Annotated in this window: 21 protein-coding genes; 13 read left to right on the top strand and 8 right to left on the bottom strand. The window is 59.9% G+C overall.

From position 1 onward, the window contains the following. Positions 1-87: 87 nt before the first annotated feature. Positions 88-1,194, top strand: coding sequence for an S-methyl-5-thioribose-1-phosphate isomerase (gene mtnA / locus GQF03_RS08820; RefSeq protein ID WP_161338871.1), 1,107 nt, complete (start codon positions 88-90; stop codon positions 1,192-1,194). Here the strand turns inward: mtnA and denD are convergent. Together denD and GQF03_RS08830 are read right to left on the bottom strand one after the other, a co-directional pair. Next, the gene (gene denD / locus GQF03_RS08825; RefSeq protein WP_161338872.1) at positions 1,170-2,165 is read right to left on the bottom strand and encodes a D-erythronate dehydrogenase; all 996 of its coding nucleotides are present in this window, start codon (positions 2,163-2,165) and stop codon (positions 1,170-1,172) included. The two genes, mtnA and denD, sit on opposite strands and share 25 nt — an antisense overlap. Continuing rightward, positions 2,162-3,217 (bottom strand): hypothetical protein, encoded by a 1,056-nt coding sequence (locus GQF03_RS08830; RefSeq protein WP_161338873.1) that lies wholly within the window; start codon positions 3,215-3,217, stop codon positions 2,162-2,164. Before GQF03_RS08830 ends, denD begins: the two co-directional genes overlap by 4 nt. Before the next feature lie 170 nt (positions 3,218-3,387). On the opposite strand from GQF03_RS08830, the gene paaA reads away from it, so the two are divergent. The 5 genes from paaA to paaE are packed head-to-tail and all read left to right on the top strand — an operon-like array spanning position 3,388 to position 6,986. After that, positions 3,388-4,347, top strand: a complete 960-nt coding sequence (gene paaA, locus GQF03_RS08835) for a 1,2-phenylacetyl-CoA epoxidase subunit PaaA (protein WP_161338874.1) — start codon at positions 3,388-3,390, stop codon at positions 4,345-4,347. Positions 4,348-4,360: 13 nt separating this feature from the next. After that, a complete protein-coding gene (paaB, locus tag GQF03_RS08840) occupies positions 4,361-4,657 on the top strand; it encodes a 1,2-phenylacetyl-CoA epoxidase subunit PaaB (protein WP_161338875.1) in 297 nt (98 codons plus the stop codon). An 8-nt stretch (positions 4,658-4,665) separates the two neighbouring features. Beyond that, the gene (gene paaC / locus GQF03_RS08845) at positions 4,666-5,424 is read left to right on the top strand and encodes a 1,2-phenylacetyl-CoA epoxidase subunit PaaC (protein WP_161338876.1); all 759 of its coding nucleotides are present in this window, start codon (positions 4,666-4,668) and stop codon (positions 5,422-5,424) included. Then, on the top strand, positions 5,418-5,906 hold the full coding sequence (gene paaD / locus GQF03_RS08850; RefSeq protein ID WP_161338877.1) for a 1,2-phenylacetyl-CoA epoxidase subunit PaaD: 489 nt from the start codon (positions 5,418-5,420) through the stop codon (positions 5,904-5,906). Before paaC ends, paaD begins: the two co-directional genes overlap by 7 nt. Positions 5,907-5,915: 9 nt before the next feature. Then, positions 5,916-6,986, top strand: coding sequence for a 1,2-phenylacetyl-CoA epoxidase subunit PaaE (paaE, locus tag GQF03_RS08855; RefSeq protein ID WP_161338878.1), 1,071 nt, complete (start codon positions 5,916-5,918; stop codon positions 6,984-6,986). Positions 6,987-6,989: 3 nt separating this feature from the next. On the opposite strand, the gene GQF03_RS08860 is transcribed toward paaE, so the two are convergent. From GQF03_RS08860 to GQF03_RS08880, 5 genes are all read right to left on the bottom strand, one after another. Continuing rightward, positions 6,990-7,322 carry a hypothetical protein gene (locus tag GQF03_RS08860; protein WP_161338879.1) on the bottom strand — a complete coding sequence of 111 codons (333 nt, stop codon included), beginning with the start codon at positions 7,320-7,322 and terminating at the stop codon, positions 6,990-6,992. A 118-nt stretch (positions 7,323-7,440) separates the two neighbouring features. Beyond that, a complete protein-coding gene (locus GQF03_RS08865) occupies positions 7,441-7,776 on the bottom strand; it encodes a hypothetical protein (protein ID WP_161338880.1) in 336 nt (111 codons plus the stop codon). A gap of 87 nt (positions 7,777-7,863) precedes the next feature. Beyond that, positions 7,864-9,411, bottom strand: coding sequence for a trimethylamine methyltransferase family protein (locus GQF03_RS08870; protein ID WP_161338881.1), 1,548 nt, complete (start codon positions 9,409-9,411; stop codon positions 7,864-7,866). A gap of 24 nt (positions 9,412-9,435) precedes the next feature. Next, positions 9,436-11,853 (bottom strand): GcvT family protein, encoded by a 2,418-nt coding sequence (locus GQF03_RS08875; protein ID WP_161338882.1) that lies wholly within the window; start codon positions 11,851-11,853, stop codon positions 9,436-9,438. A gap of 30 nt (positions 11,854-11,883) precedes the next feature. Continuing rightward, the gene (locus tag GQF03_RS08880) at positions 11,884-13,188 is read right to left on the bottom strand and encodes an NAD(P)/FAD-dependent oxidoreductase (RefSeq protein WP_161338883.1); all 1,305 of its coding nucleotides are present in this window, start codon (positions 13,186-13,188) and stop codon (positions 11,884-11,886) included. A gap of 317 nt (positions 13,189-13,505) precedes the next feature. Here GQF03_RS08880 and GQF03_RS08885 point away from each other — a divergent pair, with 317 nt between their 5' ends. After that, positions 13,506-14,420, top strand: a complete 915-nt coding sequence (locus GQF03_RS08885; RefSeq protein ID WP_161338884.1) for a glucosaminidase domain-containing protein — start codon at positions 13,506-13,508, stop codon at positions 14,418-14,420. A 6-nt stretch (positions 14,421-14,426) separates the two neighbouring features. Here the strand turns inward: GQF03_RS08885 and GQF03_RS08890 are convergent, their stop codons facing one another. Next, positions 14,427-15,659, bottom strand: a complete 1,233-nt coding sequence (locus GQF03_RS08890) for a glycosyltransferase family protein (RefSeq protein WP_161338885.1) — start codon at positions 15,657-15,659, stop codon at positions 14,427-14,429. 612 nt (positions 15,660-16,271) lie between these two features. Between GQF03_RS08890 and GQF03_RS08895 the strand changes: the two genes are divergently transcribed. The 6 genes from GQF03_RS08895 to GQF03_RS08920 all read left to right on the top strand — a co-directional run bounded on the left by GQF03_RS08895 (position 16,272) and on the right by GQF03_RS08920 (position 21,149). Continuing rightward, entirely contained in the window at positions 16,272-16,457 is a 186-nt protein-coding gene (locus GQF03_RS08895; protein ID WP_161338886.1) for a Flp family type IVb pilin, read from the top strand. Positions 16,458-16,520: 63 nt separating this feature from the next. Further along, positions 16,521-17,018 carry an A24 family peptidase gene (locus GQF03_RS08900; RefSeq protein ID WP_161338887.1) on the top strand — a complete coding sequence of 166 codons (498 nt, stop codon included), beginning with the start codon at positions 16,521-16,523 and terminating at the stop codon, positions 17,016-17,018. Between the two features lie 3 nt (positions 17,019-17,021). Then, on the top strand, positions 17,022-17,873 hold the full coding sequence (gene cpaB / locus GQF03_RS08905) for a Flp pilus assembly protein CpaB (protein ID WP_161338888.1): 852 nt from the start codon (positions 17,022-17,024) through the stop codon (positions 17,871-17,873). A gap of 4 nt (positions 17,874-17,877) precedes the next feature. Continuing rightward, on the top strand, positions 17,878-19,281 hold the full coding sequence (locus GQF03_RS08910) for a type II and III secretion system protein family protein (RefSeq protein WP_161338889.1): 1,404 nt from the start codon (positions 17,878-17,880) through the stop codon (positions 19,279-19,281). Beyond that, complete coding sequence (locus GQF03_RS08915; RefSeq protein WP_161338890.1) at positions 19,281-19,907, top strand: hypothetical protein; 627 nt, start codon at positions 19,281-19,283, stop codon at positions 19,905-19,907. Before GQF03_RS08910 ends, GQF03_RS08915 begins: the two co-directional genes overlap by 1 nt. Positions 19,908-19,922: 15 nt before the next feature. Next, entirely contained in the window at positions 19,923-21,149 is a 1,227-nt protein-coding gene (locus GQF03_RS08920; RefSeq protein ID WP_161338891.1) for a CpaE/TadZ family protein, read from the top strand.

Here is a 21,149-nt window from a genome sequence, read left to right on the forward strand (position 1 = left end):
TTTCCCCCGAGTTTGCAGATTTAGGGCTGTCGAAGCAAGGCCTTTCCCGTTAAACTTCATGGGCTTTTCAAAGGGCAGGAGCGACGGATGAAAATCGACGGAATACCCTATCGGAGTATTTGGCTTAAGGATGACGGCTGGTCCGTCGGCATTATCGATCAGACACGGCTGCCCCATGAATTTCGCATTGAACGGCTGACGACGCTGGGGGACGCGGCCCATGCAATCAAGGCGATGCTGGTGCGGGGCGCGCCGCTGATCGGGGCGACGGCGGCCTATGGCATTTGCCTCGGTCTTAGAGCGGATACAGGGGATGCCGCCCTTGAGAACATGTCCGAGACATTGATCGCGACGCGACCAACGGCGGTCAACCTTCGATGGGCGATCCGCGCGATGCGGGAGTTGCTCCTGCCGCTGTCCGAAGCCGAGCGGGTCTCGGCGGCCTATGAGAAGGCGGCGCAAATCTGCGATGAGGATGTCGCGATCAACAGCGCCATCGGCGATCACGGGCTGGAGGTTTTTCGGCAAATTTGGGAGGCGAAGGGCAAGACGGGCAAGCTCAATATCCTGACCCATTGCAACGCGGGCTGGCTGGCGACGGTGGATTGGGGAACGGCACTCTCGCCGATCTACAAGGCCCATGATGCGGGCATTCCAGTGCATGTCTGGGTCGATGAGACGCGGCCGCGTAACCAGGGGGCCCATCTCACCTGCTGGGAACTCGGCAAGCATGGGGTCGATCATACGCTCATCGTCGATAATGTCGGCGGCCATCTGATGCAGCATGGCCTCGTCGATCTCTGCATCACCGGCACGGACCGGACGACGGCGGCGGGAGATGTCTGCAACAAGGTCGGCACCTATCTGAAGGCGCTCGCGGCGAAAGATAACAATGTGCCCTTTTATGTGGCGTTGCCGGGCCCGACCATCGACTGGGAGTTTGAGGACGGAGTAAAGGATATCCCGATTGAGATCCGCGACGGCCACGAGGTCGACTATATTCAGGGATTGGACCGAACCGGCGCTGTCAGCGAAGTGCGGATATTGCCCGAGGAGAGTGGGTCCGCCAACTATGCCTTTGATGTCACCCCGGCGCGGCTGGTGACCGGTCTGATTACCGAGCGCGGTGTCGCCGAGGCCTCGAAAGAGGGGCTCGCGCGTCTTTATGGTCAGTCGGTATATAAGGCGAGTTGATCCTCGAGGTCGTCTTCGATAAAGGCACGAACCATCTCATCGAGACTGTCGTCCTTCTCGAAGCCGAGCTTTTCCGCACGCGCCGATTGCGTCGCTTTCGGCCAGCCATCGACGATTTTCTGGATGGCGGGATCGGGCTGCCAGAGGATCTTTCCAAGCTGCCGGTTGCCCTTATGCCGCTCCACTGCTACCGCCATCTCGCCCGCCGTGATGGATATGCCGGGAAGCAGGAGGGAGCGGGTGGGCCCGAACGCCTCTGCCGGGAGCTCTTGGGCATGGATCAGGGCCGCAATAATCTTGGCGGGGGACATGCAGGCCATCGGCGTTGCCTCGCTCACCGGGCAGATGGCATCGCGGCCGCAAAGTGGCTCCCGGATCATCGAACTGGCCCAGGTTGAGGCCGCTTTGTTGGGAAGGCCGGTGCGCACGGAAATCGTCGGCAGGCGCAGCGACCGCCCGTCAATATATCCCTTGCGGCTGTAGTCCTGCACCAGCAACTCTCCCATCACCTTCGCCGTGCCGTAGGAGGTTTGCGGTACCTGCGCCGTCGCATCCGTCACCACATCGGGAAGGCCGCCGCCATAGGTCGCGACGGAACTCGTAAACAGGAGTTTCGGCGCATGGGGGAGGGCGCGCGCCGCCTCCAGCACATGGCGGGTGCCATCGAGATTGATGCGGTAGCCGAGATCGAAATCATCCTCCGCTTGGGCGCTCACCACGGCGGCGAGATGAAAGATGCTTGCTGTCTCCTCGTCGATCAGCCTCGTCACTGTCTCCGCATCAGAAATATCCCCGGAGATATAGCGGAGGCGGTCATCCACGATATCGATGTCCGGCGCGATATCGAAAAGGACCAGCTCCGTAATTTTTTCCTGGGTGCCTTCGGGACCAGTCAGGCGGCCGCGCGTCAGCAGGGATTTCGCGAGCCTTTTTCCGAGAAATCCCGCGCCGCCGGTGATCACGATCTTCATGCGGATTTCCTTTCCCGGATGCGCCATTCAAAACAGTCGTCGCCATAATCCTGCCGCTGCAGGACTTCCAGCACCAGATAGCGGTTATGCACGGCAAGGGCCCCCTGCCAAAGCTGGTTCCAGCTATCGAAAACACTGGCCGGATGCGGGCCGGTGCCGCGCATCAGGCGCCAGCCTTTCTGCCGGACAATGAACGCATCGCCGTCCCTTGCCATCTCCACCTCGTCATCATGGCCGTCGATCATCCCGGCGAGATAGCGGGCAAAACCCTCGATGCTGTCGCCGGTGATGCCAAGGGTATCGGCGGTCTGGCGATAAAACTGCTTGCCGATCAGCTGCGCAGTGATGCCGCCAAAGGCGGTTGTTTCCATCGGGCCATACAGATCGCCCAGAACAATCAGGCTGTTCTTAACGTATTCCATGGAATAATTCCGATTGGCCTTTTGCAGCCGTTCCTCCGGCCAGGTGGAGGTGTCCAGCGTCGGCGCGGCGGAGGGGTCGAAGGGCGGCGCTATCTCGCCGGGCGCGAACTGCAATCTTTCCTCCGGCGTGAGGTCGTGATCGAAGACCTTGAAATAGCCGGCCATGCCATATTGCCCGTCCATATCCTGCGAGGTGCAGGCGAAGCCGAGACGCGAGTTTTTGAGGCTGACGCCATTCTGGGCGTACCAGCCTTTCAGGTATCCGTGATTGACCTCCAGCGGGACGCCGCAAATGGCCGCCCCGTCGTAGATCCAGCGGGGATGACAGAAATGCACCCAGGCTTTCTCATCGCTCTCATACATATATTCCACGGGCACGCCGCCGACCCCGTTGGAGAGATAATGATACTGCGCGCAGGCGACCGCGTCGGGCAGGTTCGAAAGCCCCAGCTTTTCGAAACTGGAGAGGAATTTTTCATGATGCTGGCGGCGGAAGACGTGGAAGGAGAGGTCCCCGGCGGCCGTATGGCTCTTACGGCTCGCAAGGGTGAGCAGCAACCCGGTGAAATAGGCGTGATACAGGGTGGCGACGGCTTCATACCTGTCTTTCTTGGTGGAGGTGTCCAGCATGGCTTCATCCCGATCCGGTTATCGTTTTTATTCTTCAAGATGCGCAAATTATACATCGGCCACGGCTTTTCGCCAGTGGGGGGTGGGGATATAATTTACGATACAAAATGAATTGAAAAAATATCAAAAATGTATCATATAGAGGGTAATCTGATTGGGAGAGATGATGTATGGATGCAATCAACAAGGAGCCCGAGGCGCTTGAAGCCGCCTTTCAGGCCAAGGTCGACGCCGAGCAGCGGATCGAGCCCAAGGACTGGATGCCGGAGAAATACCGCCAGACGCTGATCCGGCAGATGTCGCAGCATGCGCATTCGGAAGTGGTCGGCATGCTGCCCGAGGGCAACTGGCTGACCCGTGCGCCAAGCCTGAAGCGCAAGGCCATCCTGATGGCGAAAATTCAGGACGAGGGCGGGCACGGCCTCTATCTCTACAGCGCGGCGGAAACCCTCGGTATTTCCCGCGACGAGATGTTCGAGCAACTGCATAGCGGCAAGGCGAAATATTCCACCATCTTCAATTATCCGACGCTGAGCTGGGCGGATATCGGCGCCATTGGCTGGCTGGTCGACGGCGCGGCGATCGTCAACCAAATCGCGCTCTGCCGTTGCTCATACGGGCCGTATGCGCGGGCGATGATCCGCATCTGCAAGGAGGAAAGTTTCCATCAGCGTCAGGGATACGAGATCATGATGACAATGGCGCAAGGCACAAAAGAACAACGGGAGATGGCGCAGGATGCGTTGAACCGCTGGTGGTGGCCGACCCTGATGATGTTCGGCCCACATGATCGGGAATCCGCCCATTCCGGCCAGTCCATGAAATGGAAGATCAAGCGCCAGTCCAACGACGATCTCCGCCAGAAATTCATCGATGCGACGGTGCCGCAGGCGGAATTCCTGGGCCTGAGGATTCCCGACGACAAGCTTAAATGGAATGAGGAGCGGGGCCATTATGATTTCGGCGAGATCGACTGGGAGGAATTCCGCAGCGTCGTGAACGGCAACGGCCTCTGTAACCGCGAACGGCTTCAGGCCCGCGTTGATGCCCATGACGGCGGCCGCTGGGTGCGCGAGGCGGCGCTTGCCCATGCGGCGAAGAAGGAAGCCCGCAAAGTCGAAGCCGCGTAAGGAGATTTTTGATATGAGTAGCGAGACGAAAAGCGAGCTTCCGCTCTATGAGGTTTTCATCCGCAGCAAGAACGGCCTCGATCACAAGCATGTCGGCAGCCTGCATGCGGCGGATGCGGAAATGGCGCTCACCAACGCGCGGGATGTCTATACCCGGCGCGGGGAAGGGGTCAGCATCTGGGTGGTGAAATCGACCGATATCGTCGCCTCCTCGCCGGAGGATAGGGGCAGCTTTTATGAGCCGAGCGACGACAAGCTGTACCGCCATCCCACCTTCTTCAAGCTGCCCGACGAAGTCGGCCATATGTGAGGTGCGGCATGACGGACCAGAAAATGCATTTCGATTATCTGCTGCGCCTTGGCGATAACAGCCTGATCCTCGGTCAGCGGCTCGCCGAATGGTGCGGCCATGCGCCGATGCTGGAGGAGGATCTGGCGCTGACCAATATCGGGCTCGACCTGCTGGGGCAGGCCCGGATGCTGCTCGCTTACGCGGGCGAAGTTGAGGGGAAGGGCCGCGATGAGGACAGGCTCGCCTTTCACCGCGATACCATGGCCTGGCGCAACCTTCTCCTGCTCGAACAGCCGAACGGCGATTTCGCCCACACCATGGCGCGGCAGCTCTTTTTTGATGCCTTCCAGTATCAGCAATTCGCAGGCCTCTGTTCGTCCTCCGATGAGCGGCTCGCCGGGATCGCGGCGAAATCCCTCAAGGAAATCACCTATCACCGCCGCCATAGCACCGACTGGGTCATCCGCCTTGGCGATGGCACGGAGGAAAGCCATGAGCGGATGCAGCGGGCGGTCGATTCGCTCTGGGGCTATGTCCCGGAAATGTTTGACATGGATGCGGTCGATGACGCGATGGTCGCGGCCGGTATCGGCGTTGACGTTGCCGCCCTGCGCGGTGAGTGGGACCGCTATATCGACGAGGTCTTCGCCGAGGCAACCCTGTCCCGGCCGGAGGACAGCTGGTCCGTCCGCGGCAGCCGGGAGGGTAAACATTCCGAGCATCTTGGCTATCTCCTTGCCGAAATGCAGTTCCTGCCGCGCGCCTATCCGGATGCGAAATGGTAAGCCTTGCCGCAAAGGACGATATCGCGAGTATTCTGGCGCTTGTGAAGGATCCGGAAATTCCGGTGCTGAGCGTCGCCGATCTCGGCATCATCCGCCGGATTGAGACCGGAGAAGACGGCCATCTTACGGTGGTCATCACGCCGACCTATTCCGGCTGCCCGGCAACCGAGGTGATCGAGGCCGACATCGCCAACATGCTGAAACTTCATGGGATTACGGATTTCACCATCAGGACGGAGATTTCCCCCGCCTGGACGACCGACTGGATCACGACGGAGGGCCGCAGGAAACTTGAGGAATATGGCATCGCGCCGCCCGCCAGTAAAGGCAAGGCGGCGTTGCTCGGGCATGAGGAGGTTATCTGCCCGCAATGCAAATCCCGCAATACGGAGCTGGTGAGCGAGTTCGGATCGACCGCCTGCAAGGCACAGTATAAATGCCGGGACTGCCTGGAACCCTTCGATTATTTCAAATGCGTGTAGGTTAGACGAATGACGAAATTCCATCCCCTCAAAATCAAGGATGTGGTGCGCGAGACGAAAGATGCGGTGTCGATCTCCTTCGACGTGCCGGAGAACTTGAAGACGGCCTACCGCTTCACGCAGGGGCAGCATCTGACGGTGAAAGAAATCCTCGACGGGGAGGAGGTGCGCCGCTCCTATTCCATCTGCAGCGCGGTCGGCGACCCTGATCTGCGCATTGCCGTGAAAAAAATCGCCGGCGGGAAGTTCTCGAGCCATGCGAACGAGAATATCCGGCCCGGCGCCGTCATCGAGGTGATGGAGCCGCAGGGGCGCTTTTTTACCCCGCTTGCGGCGGAGAACGCCAAGCATTATCTCGCCATTGCGGCGGGAAGCGGCATCACGCCGATCATGTCGATCATCAAGACGGTCCTGAAAACGGAACCGGGGTCGCGGGTGACGCTGGTCTATGGCAATCGGACCGTTTCGGGGATCATTTTTCTCGAGGCGCTTGAGGATCTGAAGAATAGCTATCCCGAGCGGCTGAACATCATGCATATCCTGAGCCGGGAGCATCAGGATGTCGAGCTGTTCAACGGCCGCATCGATGCGGAAAAATGCGCGGCGCTATTCGACACTGTAATTGACGTCGCCACCCTCGACGAGGCGTTTCTCTGCGGTCCCGAGCAGATGATTCATGACGCGTCGGCGGCGCTTGAGGCGCGCGGGCTGGACAAGGCCCATATCCATTTCGAGCTGTTCATCACCGATGCCGCGAAAAAGGCCGGCGTCGCACCGCCCATGCCCGAGGAAACCGGGCCGAAGCGCAAGGTCGGGATTATCCTTCATGGCCGCCGAAGTGAGGTTGAGGTGGCGGAGGACGGCAGTTCCATTCTTGATGTGGCACTGAAGCAGGGGATGGACCTGCCTTACGCCTGCAAGGGCGGGGTCTGCTCCACCTGCCGCGCGAAGGTCGTGAGCGGAGAGGTGCGCATGGACCTTAACTACGCGCTTGAGGAGGCCGAGGTCGCGGAGGGGTTCGTCCTGACCTGCCAGTCACATCCGATGAGTGACGACGTCGTTGTCGACTATGATGCGTGAGGCTCAGTAATTCCGGACGCCCGGTACGCGGCATTCATAGGTCGTGTAGTTATCCATCGGGCGGCAGATATGATCCGTCTTGATGACGAGATTGCCCTTGCAGTCGTTGAACGAGACCCAGCGTTCGACCCGCTCGAGCCCTGAGCCCTGACGCGTATAGACATTGACGGAAAAGGCATCCTTGATCCGCTCCTTCGGGATGGCCAGCTGCGCCATGACCGCGTCGAACTGCGCCTCGCATCGGTCGGCAAATGCCGCCGTCGGGAGAAGGGCGGTGGCTGTCATGACGGCCATGAGGAGGGCGGGGGTAATAAGGGATTTCGAAAGACGACGCATAAGATTCTCCGGTCAATTCGGCAGCGGAAAAACCGATGCCATGGACGCCAACCTAGGGCGTTCATCGGCAAGAGGCCATGATCAGGATCAAAATTCTTGAATAGGCAGGCAGCGGAGGTCAGTAATTCTGGACGCCCGGCACCCGGCATTCATAGGTCGTGTAGATTTCCTGGAGCAGGCAGGCGTTGCTGATGCTGACGATCAGGTTGCCCTTGCAATCGGTAAAGGAGACCCAGCCTTCGATATGATCGACGCGGCCGCCGCCCTCGCCATTGCCGTCATAGATATTGAGGATTTCGACATTTTTGATCCGGTCATTCGGGATCGCGAGGCCGGCAATCTCGTTCTCGATTTCCTTCTGGCATCGCCCATTGACCAAATCGGCAAGGGCCACCGTCGCGAAGAAGAGGGAGGAAAGACAGGCAATTGTCAGCAGGGTGAGGGAACGTCGCATGGCAAAACTCCGGTTAAGCTCTTTTCCTAGAGCTATGCCGGAATTCGGGTGAGACAATAAGGCGCCGGTAATATTTTCGTGTGCGGCTCAAAAATCCGTCTTGACCCCGCCTTCGGCAATGCGCTTGTCGATAAACTCGTTCAACTCCTCCATCCGGGCCGGGTCATGCGCGGGCTCCTCATATTCCGCGAGAATGGCTTTGTAGATGGTGTTGGCCCGCGTCATCGCATCGGGCGAGCCAGCCTCCACCCAGCTTTCAAAATTCCGCCAGTCCGAGAGAATGGGCGTGTAGAAGGCGGTCTCATAACGTTCCTGCGTATGCTGGGTGCCGAAGAAATGACCACCATGCCCGGCCTCCCGCATGGCATCCAGACCGAGGGATTCCGGTGAGGTATCAATGGGTTTCATCATTTCGATCATCATCTGGATCATCTCGACATCCATGATCACCTTCTCGAAGCAGGCGCTGAGCCCACCCTCGAGCCAGCCCGCCGCATGCTTGACGAAATTGGCGCCGCCAAGCGCGACAGACCAGAGCGACATCTCCGATTCATAGGCTGCCTGCGCATCCGGCGCGTTCGAGGCATTCACGTTCGAGGAGCGGAACGGGATGTTATAGCGCCGGATCAGCTGGCCGCTGGCGATCGTCGCCTTGGCATATTCGGGGGTGCCGAAGGCGGGGGCGCCGGATTTCATATCGACATTGGAGGTGAAGCCGCCATAGACGACCGGCGCGCCGGGCCGCACGGTCTGGGCAAGGCTCATCCCGGCGAGGGCTTCCGCATTCTGCTGGGCGAGCGCGCCCGCAAGCGTCACCGGGGCCATCGCGCCCGCAAGGGTGAAGGGGGTCAGCATCACCACCTGGCCATGGGCCGCCATCTCGATAATCCCTTCCAGCATCGGCTGATCCAGCATCAGGGGGGAGTTGGAATTGACGATGGTAAAAAGGCTCGGCTGGGTCAGCATCTCGTCCATCGTGATGCCGCGCATGATCCGCGCCATCTCGATCCCGTCAAGGTTCCGCTGCCGCCCGAGGGAGTAGATATAGGGGACCTTCTCCGTCAGCGTCGCAAAATCCCGCCCGCATTCCAGATGCCGGATCGAGGCATGGATATCGACCGGTTCCACCGGATAGCCGCCGCTGGTGCCGAGGATATTGAGGCTCTGGGTCAGTTTCAGGAAGTTGCGGAAATCTATGCGGTTTCCCGTCCGCCGTCCGCCGTCCATATCCATGGCATTGGGCGTGCTGGCGACCATGGAAAACACGAGGTTGCGTCCGCCAACGGCCAGGTCGCACTCCGGGTTCGGGGCGTGCAACGTGAATTCGGAGGGCGCATGGGACATCGCCTCCATGACGAAATGCCGGTCGAAATAGACGATCTGCTTGTCCTCGTCGACCTTCTGCCCCGCTTTTTTCAGGATCTCGCGGGCGCGCGGCAGGCGCACCATGATGCCGATATTCTCCAGAATATCCATCGACGCGTTATGGATCGCCTCGACCTGGTCGTCGGAGATGATCTTCATCGGTTCGAAGCTGTTGACGACCTTCTGCCGTGGCAGCTGCGTAAAGCTTGCCTTGACCCTGTGTCCACGTCGTGACCGGCGACCGGATGACCGTTCATTTGCTTCTGACATGGAAATCTCCTTTCAGGGGTTGATTCAGTCCCGCATGCGCTTCGCTTGCGGATCGAGCAGGGGGTCGAGTACCATTTTCGCGGGGCGCATCTCGCCGAGGATCTCGATCTCGAAATCACCGCCGTCCTCGATCATCTCGGGCGGCGTGAAGCCGAGCGCCACGGATTTCTGTACGTAATGCGCATAGCCGCCGGAGGTGACGAAGCCGACGACCTTGCCGTCCTTCCAGATCGGCTCGTCGCCATGGACATCGGCATCCAGCGCCTCGACGACAAAGGTGGAAAGCTTGCGTTTTGCCCCCTCCGCCTTTTCCTTGAGGACAGCCGCCTTTCCGATGAAGTCGGCGGGCTTGTTATAGGCGACGAAACGGTCGAGGCCGGTTTCTTCGGGCGTGTAGTCGGGCTTGAACTCGCGGAGCCAGGAGCCGAAGGATTTTTCAAGCCGCAAACTCATCATCGCGCGCATGCCGAACGGGGTGAGGCCGAATTCCTCCCCTGCCTCGGCCAGCACTTCATAAAGGCCGATCTGCTCATCGGCGGGCACATAGATTTCATAGCCGAGATCGCCCGTATAGGTGACCCGCTGGACAATCGCATCGGAAAGTCCGACCCCCATGCGCTTCACCGCCATGAAAGGGAAAGCCTCTGTCGAGACATCCTCATAAGTGACCTTGGCGAGCAGGTCCCGGGCGCGTGGTCCGGCAATCTGGAACCCGATGCGTTTCAGGCTCACATTCTCGATCTCGACGCCCGTCTCGGGCAGGTGATCCCAGAACCAGCGAAGATGATACCCTTGCGCCCCGAAAGACGCGGTGAGCTGGAATTCCTCGTCCGCCAGCCTTGCGATGGTGAAATCGCCGATCAGCTTGCCTTTGGGGCTCAGCATCGGGCTCAGGCTCATGCGGCCGACCTTGGGCACGCGCCCGGCCATGATCATATCGATCCAGTCTGCCGCGCCGGGGCCCGTCACCTTATACTTGCCGAAGTTATGGATTTCGGTGATTCCGACTTTCTCGCGCACCGCCCGGCATTCGGCGCCGACCGCCTCGAACGCGTTGGAGCGGCGGAAGGACGGTGTCTCGTGGAGCGGTTCGCCCTCCGGCGCGAAGTAATTGACCGCCTCCATGCCATAAGCCTGCCCGAAAACGGCGCGCTGCGCTTTCCAGATGGGATAGGCGGGCGTTGTCTGGAAGGGGCGCGCGGCGGGTAATTCCTCATTGGGGTAGGAAATGCTGAAGCGACGCTGGTAATTCTCGGTCACTTTCTTACGCGCGTAAGGGCGGGAGCAATAATCGCCATAGCGCGCCACGTCCATGGCGAAGACATCGCGGGTGGGTTCGCCCTCGATCATCCATTCGGCAAGCGTCAGGCCGACGCCGCCGCCCTGGCTGAAGCCCGCCATCACTGCGCAGGCGGCCCAGTAATTTTTCAGCCCCGGCACCGGCCCGACCAGCGGATTGCCGTCGGGCGCGAAGGTGAAGGGGCCGTTGATCACATTTTTGATGCCGGCCTTGCCCAGCACCGGGAAGCGATTGAAGGCAAATTCCATGCTGTCCTCAATCCGATCAAGCTTGTTGGGCAGCAGTTCATGCCCGAAGTCGAGCGGCGTGCCGTTCACGCCCCAGGGATCGCACTCCTGTTCATAAAAGCCGATGACGAGGCCGCGCCCCTCCTGCCGAAGATAGCTTTCCCCCTCCGGGTCCATGACATGGGGATGCTCCCGCCCGAGTTCATAGATTTCCGGAATATCCTCTGTCACCAGATACTGATGCTCCATCGGATGGAGGGGGAGGAAGATGCCGACCATTTCGCCAAGCTCCCGCGCCCAGAGACCGCCGGCATTCACCACATATTCGGCATGGATCGTGCCGTCTTTTGTGACGACCTGCCAGCTGCCGTCGGTTTGCGGATTGAGTTCCAGAACCGGATTGCGGAGATAAATCTCGGCGCCGAGCTTGCGCGCGCACATGGCATAGGCATGGGTGGTGCCGGACGGATCGAGATGCCCGTCGAGTGGATCATAAAGCCCGCCGATGACCCCGTCGATATTGGTGATCGGCGCGAGCTTCTTGATCTCCTCCGGTCCGACCAGATGGGTATCAAGACCCATGTAGCGATGCTTGGCGCGCTCGGTTTTCAGGTAATCCATGCGATCCGGCGTGCCCGCAAGCGTCATCCCGCCAACGTGATGCAGGCCGCAGGATTGCCCGGAGAGTTCCTCCAGCTCCTTGTAAAGCTTGATGGTATAGCCCTGCAGCGCGGCGATATTGGTATCGGAGTTGATGGTATGGAACCCGCCGGCGGCGTGCCAGGTGGAGCCGGAGGTCAGTTCCGACCGCTCGATCAGCGCGATATCGGTCCAGCCCAGCTTGGCCAGATGATAGAGGACAGAACAGCCGACGACCCCCCCTCCGATAACGGCGACTTTGACATGGGATTTCATCTGCTTGCCCTCCCGCTTTGCAATTTTCCCTTATCCAAGGACGGTGAAGCTGCTGTCCTTGCTGACCTCCCGGTTGCGTGAAAACGTGCCCATGGAAAGATCGTAATCAATATTCTCCAGATGGAAATGCACCGGATCCTTGTCGTGATCGCGGCCCGCCTCGCATTCGCGGATCAGTTTTTCCATCATCCGCCCGGCAACCGGCGCATTCTTGAACTGGTTGCCGCTGGTGCCGATGGCGAGGTAATATCCCCCCAGGCTCGACTTGTCGTAGATCGGCACCCAGTCCTTGGTCACGTCATAGAGCGCGACGACGCCTTTTGTCTTCCGTGGTATCCCCAGCGCCGGAAAACGCTGCGCAAGACGCAGGACCTGCGCGTTCCACTGCTCGGTGAAATCCTCGTTGAAATTGTCCGGATCGACCCATTCCTGCGTGTCGCATTTCGGATCTTCCGAGCCGATCAGGATATGGTTGCCAAGCTCCGGCCGACAGTAAATCCCGGCATCGCTGTCCGACAGCACCACGCCGTCATTCTCGTAATTGAAATCTGCAGGCGAGGGGACATGGGCAACCTCGTGACGGAGCGCCCGCGTCGTCATTTTCATCTCGCCAAGGATGCCTGCCATCTCGTTGACCTTGGAGGAATGCGGGCCCGCCACATTGACGACGACGGGGGCGTCGATCTCGGTGCCGTCCTTCAGGGTGACGCCGATAACGCGGCCATTGCTTTTACGGATATCGACAACCTCGGCATTGAACTTGAAGGTTGCGCCATGGGCTTCCGCCGCGCGCTGCGCATTATGGGCGGCGAGCTGCGGATCGCTGACATAGCCGCCGCGCGGGAAAAAGACGCCGCCGGGGACGCTGTCGCCGGTCGGCTCGCCGAAGCCCGGATCCTCCGGCCGTTTGACCGGCGCGAACTGATGGGTATCGATGATCGGCAGACGCGCGCGCATCTGTTCCGGCGTCAGATGCTCATAGGGGCAGCCAATCTGGTCCATGAGGGTGCAGATCTTGCGCATATAGTCGTTATGCGGCGTCTTGACGATCAGCGCGCCGGTGTCGTGATACTTGATCAGGCCCTTTTCATCGGCGACGCCGACATAATCCTGCCAGTTTTTCCAGTAGAACCAGCCCTCATAGGCGAGCGCGCAGGTATCCAGCGCGGAATAATAGGTGCGGATAATGGCGCAGGACGCCGCTGTCGATCCGTAGCCGGAGGCGGGCAGGCGATCCAGCGACAGGGTCTTGCGTCCGGCTTTCGCGAGTTCATAGGCAATGCAGGCCCCGATCACACCCGCGCCGATTATGATGGCGTCATATCGATCGCTCATCGGCTTGTCTCCCTCCCTTGCGGACAACAGTTATTTTCATAACTATTTCACCCGCATCGGAGCCAGCGCAAGTAGAAACTGACCGTTCGGAGGGGATGCGCCAAAAAAAGCGGAAGCGATGTCGTTTTCATAAAAAAGCGGGTCGGGCCGATATAAATTGCAAGTCTCGCGAAATCGGAGAAAATAGCCGCGACGACGGTTTCTTGGCGTGGCTGTAGAGAGAGTCGCAAAAGGAACAGGCGGAAAATACTCCCGCCGGCGGAAAAATCATGGCATAGTTGACATCTGATTGTATGGGTAAAGGGGGGCGGTCCCGAATGAAGGGATTTCGTGGAATAACCCGGGCGGGAAGCTGGGTTTTGGTAGCCGGGTTGCTGATGTTGAGCGCTGCATCGCTCCGGGCGGAGACCGTCACTATCCGGGATTTCGATGAATTCGCCGACTTTTTCGACCGCAATGGCTATTCCATTCAGAAATGGAAGGCGCGCGAGCAGGACGTGCCGCCCTATGTCATTCTCGACATCCCGGAGGAATGGCGGAAGAAGGTCGCGCCGGAATTGCCGGTTGCCGAGAAGAAACGGACATTCCTGCGCCTGACGATCCCGCTTGCCTTCGTTGCCAATCACGCGCTTCGCCATGACCGCGAGAAGCTTGAGCAGATCCGGAAGGAGTTGCAGGCGGGCCAGACACTATCGCCACATGACGAAGCCTGGCTGAAACAGCAGGCGGCGGACTACGCACTCGCCAGCCATTCCCTCAACGATGAATTCTGGGCCGAGATGGCGCGGCGGATGGATGTGGTGCCGCCCTCGCTTATCGTCGCGCAGATGGTTGAGGAGAGCGGCTGGGGCACGTCGCGCTTTGCGGCGGAGGGAAACGCCCTGTTCGGGCAATGGAGCTACAAGGGCGGCATCAAGCCAGAGGAGCAGCGCAAGGCCAAGGGCGACTACCGTATCGAGGCGTTCAAGACGCCGCTCGATTCCGTCCGGGCCTATATGCTCAATCTCAATTCGCATGATGCCTATAAGGGCTTCAGGGAGCGTCGCGCGGCGATCCGGGCTGACGGCAAGCCGGTTACCGGCCCCGATCTCGTCGATACCCTGATCGCCTATTCGGAACGGCGGGAGGCCTATGTGCGGATTATCTCGGAAATCATGGAGCGTAACGGCCTTCCGCCGCTCGATCATGCGCAGATCGCCGCAAAGAAGGTCACCTATCTGGAGCTGGAATAAAGTCCGTCAGTCCGATGCGGCAATGCGGGAACTTGACAGCGCGGCGCGCCGCCGGTCGACCGCGCGGAAGCGCAGCCGGACCAGCCGGTTGAGGTTCGTCAGGCCGTCGAGCAGGCCGGGAATGACAATCTCCGACGGTTTTTTCTGCTGCGACAGATGACGGAGCGCCGTCAGCATGGTGTCGCTCCCGCGCTCTCCGTCATCGACGAGGACACCGATGAGCCCGGCCTCGGCGGCGCGGGTCGCGCGGATATATTGTTCGAGCCGCGGCACTGTGCGCGGGATGATCAAGGCCCGCTTGTTCATCGAGAGAACCTCGCAGAAAGTATTGTAGCCGCCCATGGCGACCACGGCGGAGGCCTCCTGCATCAGGCTTTCCATATGGCTGTCGAAGGTGACGGCGCGCACGCGCGGCAGTTTCTGGATGCGCTCGCGGAAGCTGGCGCGGGTCTCCGGCGGCATGAAGGGCCCGAGAACGAAGAGGGCGTTGAGCGGCGGCTGCCTGTTCCCCTCATAGGCGCGCAGGACCCAGTCGGTCAGGACGTCGCCGTCGCCGCCGCCGCCGACGGTCACCAGCACATAAGGCTCCGTCATCTCGCTCAGGATCGCCGGGTCCGACACTGACGGCGCCGTGCGCGGCAGATATCCTGTATAAGTGATCTTGCGCTTCACATTGGCTGGAATTTCGAGGCCGGTGAGCGGATTATAGATCTGCTTGACGCCGAAGATCCAGATATCGTCATAGATATCCTCAAGCGCCGGCAGTACGTTCTTGCGCCGCCATTCCGGGGCGAGCAGGGCGGGATCATCGAGGACGTCGCGCAGCCCGAGCACGAGATGCGTGCCGCGCTCCTTCAGCATCGCGAGCGTTTCCGTGACTTCGCCCTTCAGGCCGTAGGGTTCCTTGTCGACGATGAAGATGTCCGGATCGAAGGTTTCCGCCGTATGCTGGATGATGGAGGCGCGCATCGCCAGCGTCTGTTCGGTATTGATATGCAGGCTGAGCGACGTGTATTCGCCGTTGCGCAGCTTGATGATACCGGGGATGCGGACGAAATCGACCCGCGCCTTGAAATCGAAGCTGCCGATGATGGGCGAGCCCGACAGGATCAGCACGGACAGGTTCTGGTTCTGCTCGACCAGGGAATTGGCCATGACCATACAGCGTCTCAAATGACCGAGGCCAAAAGAGTCGTGACTATAAATCAGGATGCGTCTCGCGCTCTCGCCCTCGTTCATCGTCCACCCTCGCATACTCACCCCGCATATACGGGGTTCAACAAATCAATTCAACTTTATATCCGCGATGGGTCGTTTTTGCACGAAGATTAGCGTGATGCTTTGATGTCGATCAAAAGCAGCCGGTTGTAAATGGCTCCCTTTGTAATTCGTCGCTCGGATGAAATGATTCTTCAAATCTATCTATACGAGGAAATTTCAATGGAATATATACACTTAATAATAGCTAAAAAATAAATATATACAGTTTAAAGGGTATTTTGGTCGTCGTTAACCATAAAAAATAACACCATTAACTATATTTACTATAAATTTTAGATGACTCTCGAATAAATTTTATTTATATCCGAAAAAAACGAAGTTCTAAAATAACAGGAAAAATAAGATGTTATAAATATATTAGAAAATCATCTTTTAAAAAAGATGTTTTCAGTTGCGTGAATAGCAAAAAAAACAGGTTGAGGCACTCGAAACTATTGCACGCGCTATTGAATTAGTTGCATGGTAACGGGCGGTATTTGCCAAAATCTGGATTAATAACAAGTAATAGTAGTGTATCGGCGGATGTTCATCCGCGCAAACACGTCAATTCCTGAATGGAGGGGTCATCAAATGAAATCAATATTACAGAGGCTAATTTCCGATGAAAGCGGCGTTACGGCCGTTGAATATGCCTTGATGGCGGCGGCTGCGGCGGCAGTCGTCGGCGTTGCCGGGACGGCCTTTTACACGAAACTGCAAACCGCCTTCAACGCCATCGATCTGTCCGGATCGGGTGGCGGCGGCAGCACCAACTAACCGATAAATTTAACAGTGACTTCCGGTTCGGGTGCGTACCGCCCGCCGGAAGGAACGGGCACCATGACAGCAATTTATCCCCTGCTTGCCATATTTCTCCTATGGCTTGGCGCATATACCGACGTCACACGGCGGATCATCCGCAACTGGGTGTCGCTGGCGATATTGCTGTTGTTCGTCCTTTATGCGGTTTTCTCGAAAAATCCGATCGAACCGGCCGCTCACGTTCTGTGGGCGGCTGGTTTGTTTGCGCTCATGCTGGCGGGATTTGCCGCGGGCAAGGTCGGCGGCGGCGATGTCAAGCTGGCGACGGTCACGATGCTGTGGGCGGGACCGGAGGCAGGACCTGCCTTCCTGATTATTACGGCGCTCGCCGGCGGGGTACTCGCGCTCATTACCGTCATACCGGCGATGCGGATGATCCAGGACTGGGCCCTGGCGCCCTTTTCCCGATATATGGATCCCGCGGCCGCCCTGTCGGTGAAATCCGTTCCCTATGGCGTTGCCATCGCGGCGGGCGGCACGGTCGCCCTCTATGGCCGTTACCTGGCGGGGGCGTAAGCGATGAAAAGCTTCATCTTCATTCTTCTCTCAGCCCTGTTTCTTGGCTCCGCCGCCTATCTTGGGAACATGTTCCTGCTTCGCGGAGAAGATGGCGGCTCCGCCGTTTCCGCAGCGGCGCCCGCGCCGAAAATCCTCGCCCTTCGCCTGACAACGGACGCGGGCGCCGGCGATATGCTGTCAAAAGGGATGGTCGAATGGCGACCGCTTGCGGAGGCGGGCGATCCGCGCCATTTTCTCACCGATGCGATGACCGCGCTTGATAAGCTGGAAGGGGCTGTCCTGACCCGCGCGGTCGGCAAGGGACAGTATCTCGAGGCAACCCATATCCTCCGGCCCGGCGAGCCGGGATATTTCAAGGCGCTGCTGGGCGAAGGGATGCGCGCCCGGCCCGTCGAGATCGGCAATCTCGACAAATTCGCGGCGCTTCGTCCGGGCGACCGGGTCGATCTCACGCTCACCTACAGGGTGCCGAGTCAGGCGCCAAAGGCAGGGGAGACCGCCGTGCGGACCCTGCTTGAGAATGCCCGCGTCATCGAGGTGCAGGGCACCGGTGGGCCGGGAGACACCGGGGTGAAACCGGCGCGCCGGTCGCTGGTTCTCGCGCTGTTGCCAGCGGATGTCGAGCGGGTCTCGCTTGCCGAGGCGATTGGCGATCTGAGCATTGCCCTTGCCGGCAGCGGACCGGAGGCGAAAAGCGGAAGTTCAATCCAACCCGTTGCCTTTTCCGCAAGCGATCTGTTCCCCGATCTCAAGCCGCTCCCCGTTCCGGTCGTCGATGATGGCGCGCGCGCCGTCCGAATCATGCGCGGCGGCGAGATCACCGTGCAGACGCTCAACGACGGGAGGGATTGAGATCATGCGGCTTCTCGTCCGGCGTTTGGGATATCTGGTCATGCTGCTGGCGGTACTCCTTCTCTTGTCGCCGCCTAAAGTCAACGCCCGCGAGACGGAGGCATCGGCACGCCTCTCGCTGGAGGTCAATCAGGGCCGTCTCTTTCCGCTGACCGTTCCGGTCACCGAGGTCCTGGTCACCAATCCCGAGATTGCCGATATCCAGCTGACCGCTTCGAACGGGCTGTTCGTCTATGGCAAGGCGCCGGGGCGGACCCATGTCATGGCCCTTGGCGCGGGCGGCGAAATTGCCTTCGACCAGTCCGTGACGGTCACCCGCGATCTTGAGGTGATTTCAGAACTCCTCACCGAACAGTTCCCCGAAAGCAACCTGACGGTCCAGTCAACCCCGGGCCGGCTTATCCTGTCGGGCTATGCCACATCGCCGGTGCAGGCAGAGCAAATCATCTCCGTCGCCCGCGGTTTTCTTGGCGAGAAAGAGGAAATCGTCAACCGCATGGAGATGCTCGCGCCCTCGCAGGTGAATATCCGCGTCCGCATCGTCGAGATGAACCGGGAGGCATCGAAAAACCTCGGCATCAACTGGGATGTGCTGCTTAATCCGGGATCGCTCGCCATCGGGCTGATCACTAACCGCTGGCCGGCGGTCATCGGCAACCAGCTATTCCCAAGCTCGGCGAACAGCGGCACGGGAAGCAGCGGGCTTCTCGGCTACCGCGGGAGTGACGGATCCGCCTCCCTTATCATCGATGCGCTGGCCGAGGAAAATCTGCTCACCATCCTGGCCGAGCCCAATCTGACCTCGCGCTCTGGTGAGACGGCAAGCTTCTTTGCCGGCGGCGAGTTCCCGATCCCGGTATCCGCGACCGACGAGCAGGTCACCATCGAGTTCAAGAAATTCGGCGTCATTCTCGATATCACGCCAACGGTGCTCTCGGATCAGCGGATCAGCATCCATATCCGCCCCGAGGTGAGCGAGATTTCCGAGATCGGCGCGGTCGTCGTCAATAATTTCCAGATCCCAGGCATCGCCGTCCGCCGGACGGAGGCGACCATCGAGCTTGCCAGTGGGCAGAGCTTCGCCGTTGCCGGATTGCTGCAGAACCAGACCCGCAATCTGGTGAACGAGGTGCCCTGGCTCGCCGATCTTGCGGTGCTCGGCCCGTTGTTCCGCTCGACCCGCTATCAGAACCGCGAGACGGAACTCGTCATCATCGCGACGGCGAATATCGTCGCGCCGCGCGACAATGTTGCCTTTACTAATCCTCTGAAAAACTACCGGCCGACGGATATGGCGGCGAAACTGACGACGGGCCGGCTGGCCGAGCCCATGCTCGCCCCGGAAATCCCGTCAAGCCTCGGTCAGGAGGGGCTGACGCTCAAGGGCCCGGTGGGGTATATTTACTGATGTGGCGGCCCGCCCGATATATAAGAACCGCCGCGCTGTTGCTGCTTGCCTCAATGCTCGGCGGATGCCTTGGCGGCGAGACGCCGGAGACGTTGCCGGGAGATCTTGGGCGAAACCATATCGAGAGCAAAAGCTATCTTGTCTCCTTTCATGAAAGCGGGACCGGAGAGGCGGTCACGCGGGACGGGCGCCCGCTTGTCGATTTCCTGACTGACCTCACGCGCGATCCGCCGGGATATGTCAGCCTGCAACCGGTCGGCGACGCCCTTCCGTCGGACAGGCTTCTCGATATCCTCTCGCGATCCGGCCTCATGGGGGTCAGTTCGGTCGGGCTTCTGGCCCCGGCTGCCGGATCGGATCGCCTTCTGGATATCGAGGTGACCTATTATTTCTACCGCCTTGCCGATTGCGGCGTCGACCTCTCCTATCGCAAGCTCGATCATATGGCGATGACGTCGCCCGGTTTCGGCTGCGCTGTTGAACGTAACCGGATGCTGAGCCTCGCGCGCCCCACCGACTGGTACGGGGGGCGCCGCCTCGCGCCGCCACTGGCGCAGATGGACGCCAAGGCCGTGACGACGCTTCATGACCGCGCGCCGGTCGCCTTTCCTCCGGCGGACCGATAGACGAAAGAGGTGAAGATGGCCGAGAAACCGCAGCCCGAGATTGTCACTTTCCCGACTACGGACAATAAAACCCTCGGCGCGGCGGCCTATGTCGCGGACCGGAAAACCGAGGCGCTGCTGCGCGACCTGCTGCCGAAATGGGGGTATGGCAACGCGCAGATCGGGCGCGGCGGCATTCGCGACGCGATCCGGGACTATGCGAAACAAGCCATGCCGGACGTGCTGATCGTCGATATATCCGGCGTGTCGCTGCCGCTGTCCGATCTTCAGGAGCTGGCGAATATCTGTCCGCCACGGGTCCATGTCGTGGTGCTCGGTGATCGGGATAATGTCGGCCTGTACCGCGATCTGATCGATATCGGCGTCACCGATTATCTTGTCAAGCCGGTGCCGTCCGATCTTCTCTACCGGGCGGTGGCGAGGGCAAGCGGGCGGCTGGCGGCGCGTAGCGCGGAACCGAGGACCGGCAAGACGGTGGCGGTCTATGGTGTGCGCGGCGGGGCCGGCGCGACGACGGCGGTTTTCAATACCGGCTGGCTGCTCGCCAATACCTTCAACCGCCATGTCATGCTCGCCGATCTGAACCTGGCGAACGGGTCCCTCGCGCTTGAAATGGGGCTGGAGCCCGCCTCCGGGCTTGCCGAACTGCTCACCACGCCGGAGCGGATCGACAATGTCGTCGTTGACCGCGCCACCCTGGAGGCCGAGGAGAAACTGAAAGTTCTTGCCTCCGAAGTCGAGCTTGGCCGCGATGAAAGCTATGATGAGGCCGCCGTCGCCCGCCTGATGACCCATCTGCGCAGCCGCTACCACTTCATCCTGCAGGATATCGACCGCTCCCGGCCGGCGGTTGCGATGTCGATCCTTAAAAAGGCCGATGTGCGCATTCTGGTCATGGATGCGACCCTTGCCGCCGTGCGCGACTGCGCCCGCCTTCTCAGGTTCCTTGGTGAGGCGGACGAAAGCCGGGAGGTCATCATCGTTCTCAACCGTGCCCGGTCGCGCGGGGCGGGGGAGGTGCCGATGGACAGGATGACCCGCTTTATCGGCCGCCCCATCGATATCGTCATCCCGTTCGAGAAGAAAAAGCTCGCGGTTGCCAGCCTGAACGGCGCGCCGGTCGTGCGGGAAAAGGCGGCGATCACCGACGCCTATATTCGTCTTGCCGGCATGCTGGTCGGGCAGAAGGAGGGGGCGAAACGGTACCGGTCGGGCTGGTTTTCCTTCTTGAGGGGACGCTGA

This window comes from Sneathiella chungangensis (genome assembly GCF_009882935.1).
Lineage (GTDB): Bacteria > Pseudomonadota > Alphaproteobacteria > Sneathiellales > Sneathiellaceae > Sneathiella > Sneathiella chungangensis.

Coding starts and splice junctions, on each gene's coding strand:
- mtnA (WP_161338871.1), top strand. CDS start 88: ATGAAAATCGACGGAATACCCTATCGGAGTATTTGGCTTAAGGATGAC.
- denD (WP_161338872.1), bottom strand. CDS start 2,165: ATGAAGATCGTGATCACCGGCGGCGCGGGATTTCTCGGAAAAAGGCTC.
- GQF03_RS08830 (WP_161338873.1), bottom strand. CDS start 3,217: ATGCTGGACACCTCCACCAAGAAAGACAGGTATGAAGCCGTCGCCACC.
- paaA (WP_161338874.1), top strand. CDS start 3,388: ATGGATGCAATCAACAAGGAGCCCGAGGCGCTTGAAGCCGCCTTTCAG.
- paaB (WP_161338875.1), top strand. CDS start 4,361: ATGAGTAGCGAGACGAAAAGCGAGCTTCCGCTCTATGAGGTTTTCATC.
- paaC (WP_161338876.1), top strand. CDS start 4,666: ATGACGGACCAGAAAATGCATTTCGATTATCTGCTGCGCCTTGGCGAT.
- paaD (WP_161338877.1), top strand. CDS start 5,418: ATGGTAAGCCTTGCCGCAAAGGACGATATCGCGAGTATTCTGGCGCTT.
- paaE (WP_161338878.1), top strand. CDS start 5,916: ATGACGAAATTCCATCCCCTCAAAATCAAGGATGTGGTGCGCGAGACG.
- GQF03_RS08860 (WP_161338879.1), bottom strand. CDS start 7,322: ATGCGTCGTCTTTCGAAATCCCTTATTACCCCCGCCCTCCTCATGGCC.
- GQF03_RS08865 (WP_161338880.1), bottom strand. CDS start 7,776: ATGCGACGTTCCCTCACCCTGCTGACAATTGCCTGTCTTTCCTCCCTC.
- GQF03_RS08870 (WP_161338881.1), bottom strand. CDS start 9,411: ATGTCAGAAGCAAATGAACGGTCATCCGGTCGCCGGTCACGACGTGGA.
- GQF03_RS08875 (WP_161338882.1), bottom strand. CDS start 11,853: ATGAAATCCCATGTCAAAGTCGCCGTTATCGGAGGGGGGGTCGTCGGC.
- GQF03_RS08880 (WP_161338883.1), bottom strand. CDS start 13,188: ATGAGCGATCGATATGACGCCATCATAATCGGCGCGGGTGTGATCGGG.
- GQF03_RS08885 (WP_161338884.1), top strand. CDS start 13,506: ATGAAGGGATTTCGTGGAATAACCCGGGCGGGAAGCTGGGTTTTGGTA.
- GQF03_RS08890 (WP_161338885.1), bottom strand. CDS start 15,659: ATGAACGAGGGCGAGAGCGCGAGACGCATCCTGATTTATAGTCACGAC.
- GQF03_RS08895 (WP_161338886.1), top strand. CDS start 16,272: ATGAAATCAATATTACAGAGGCTAATTTCCGATGAAAGCGGCGTTACG.
- GQF03_RS08900 (WP_161338887.1), top strand. CDS start 16,521: ATGACAGCAATTTATCCCCTGCTTGCCATATTTCTCCTATGGCTTGGC.
- cpaB (WP_161338888.1), top strand. CDS start 17,022: ATGAAAAGCTTCATCTTCATTCTTCTCTCAGCCCTGTTTCTTGGCTCC.
- GQF03_RS08910 (WP_161338889.1), top strand. CDS start 17,878: ATGCGGCTTCTCGTCCGGCGTTTGGGATATCTGGTCATGCTGCTGGCG.
- GQF03_RS08915 (WP_161338890.1), top strand. CDS start 19,281: ATGTGGCGGCCCGCCCGATATATAAGAACCGCCGCGCTGTTGCTGCTT.
- GQF03_RS08920 (WP_161338891.1), top strand. CDS start 19,923: ATGGCCGAGAAACCGCAGCCCGAGATTGTCACTTTCCCGACTACGGAC.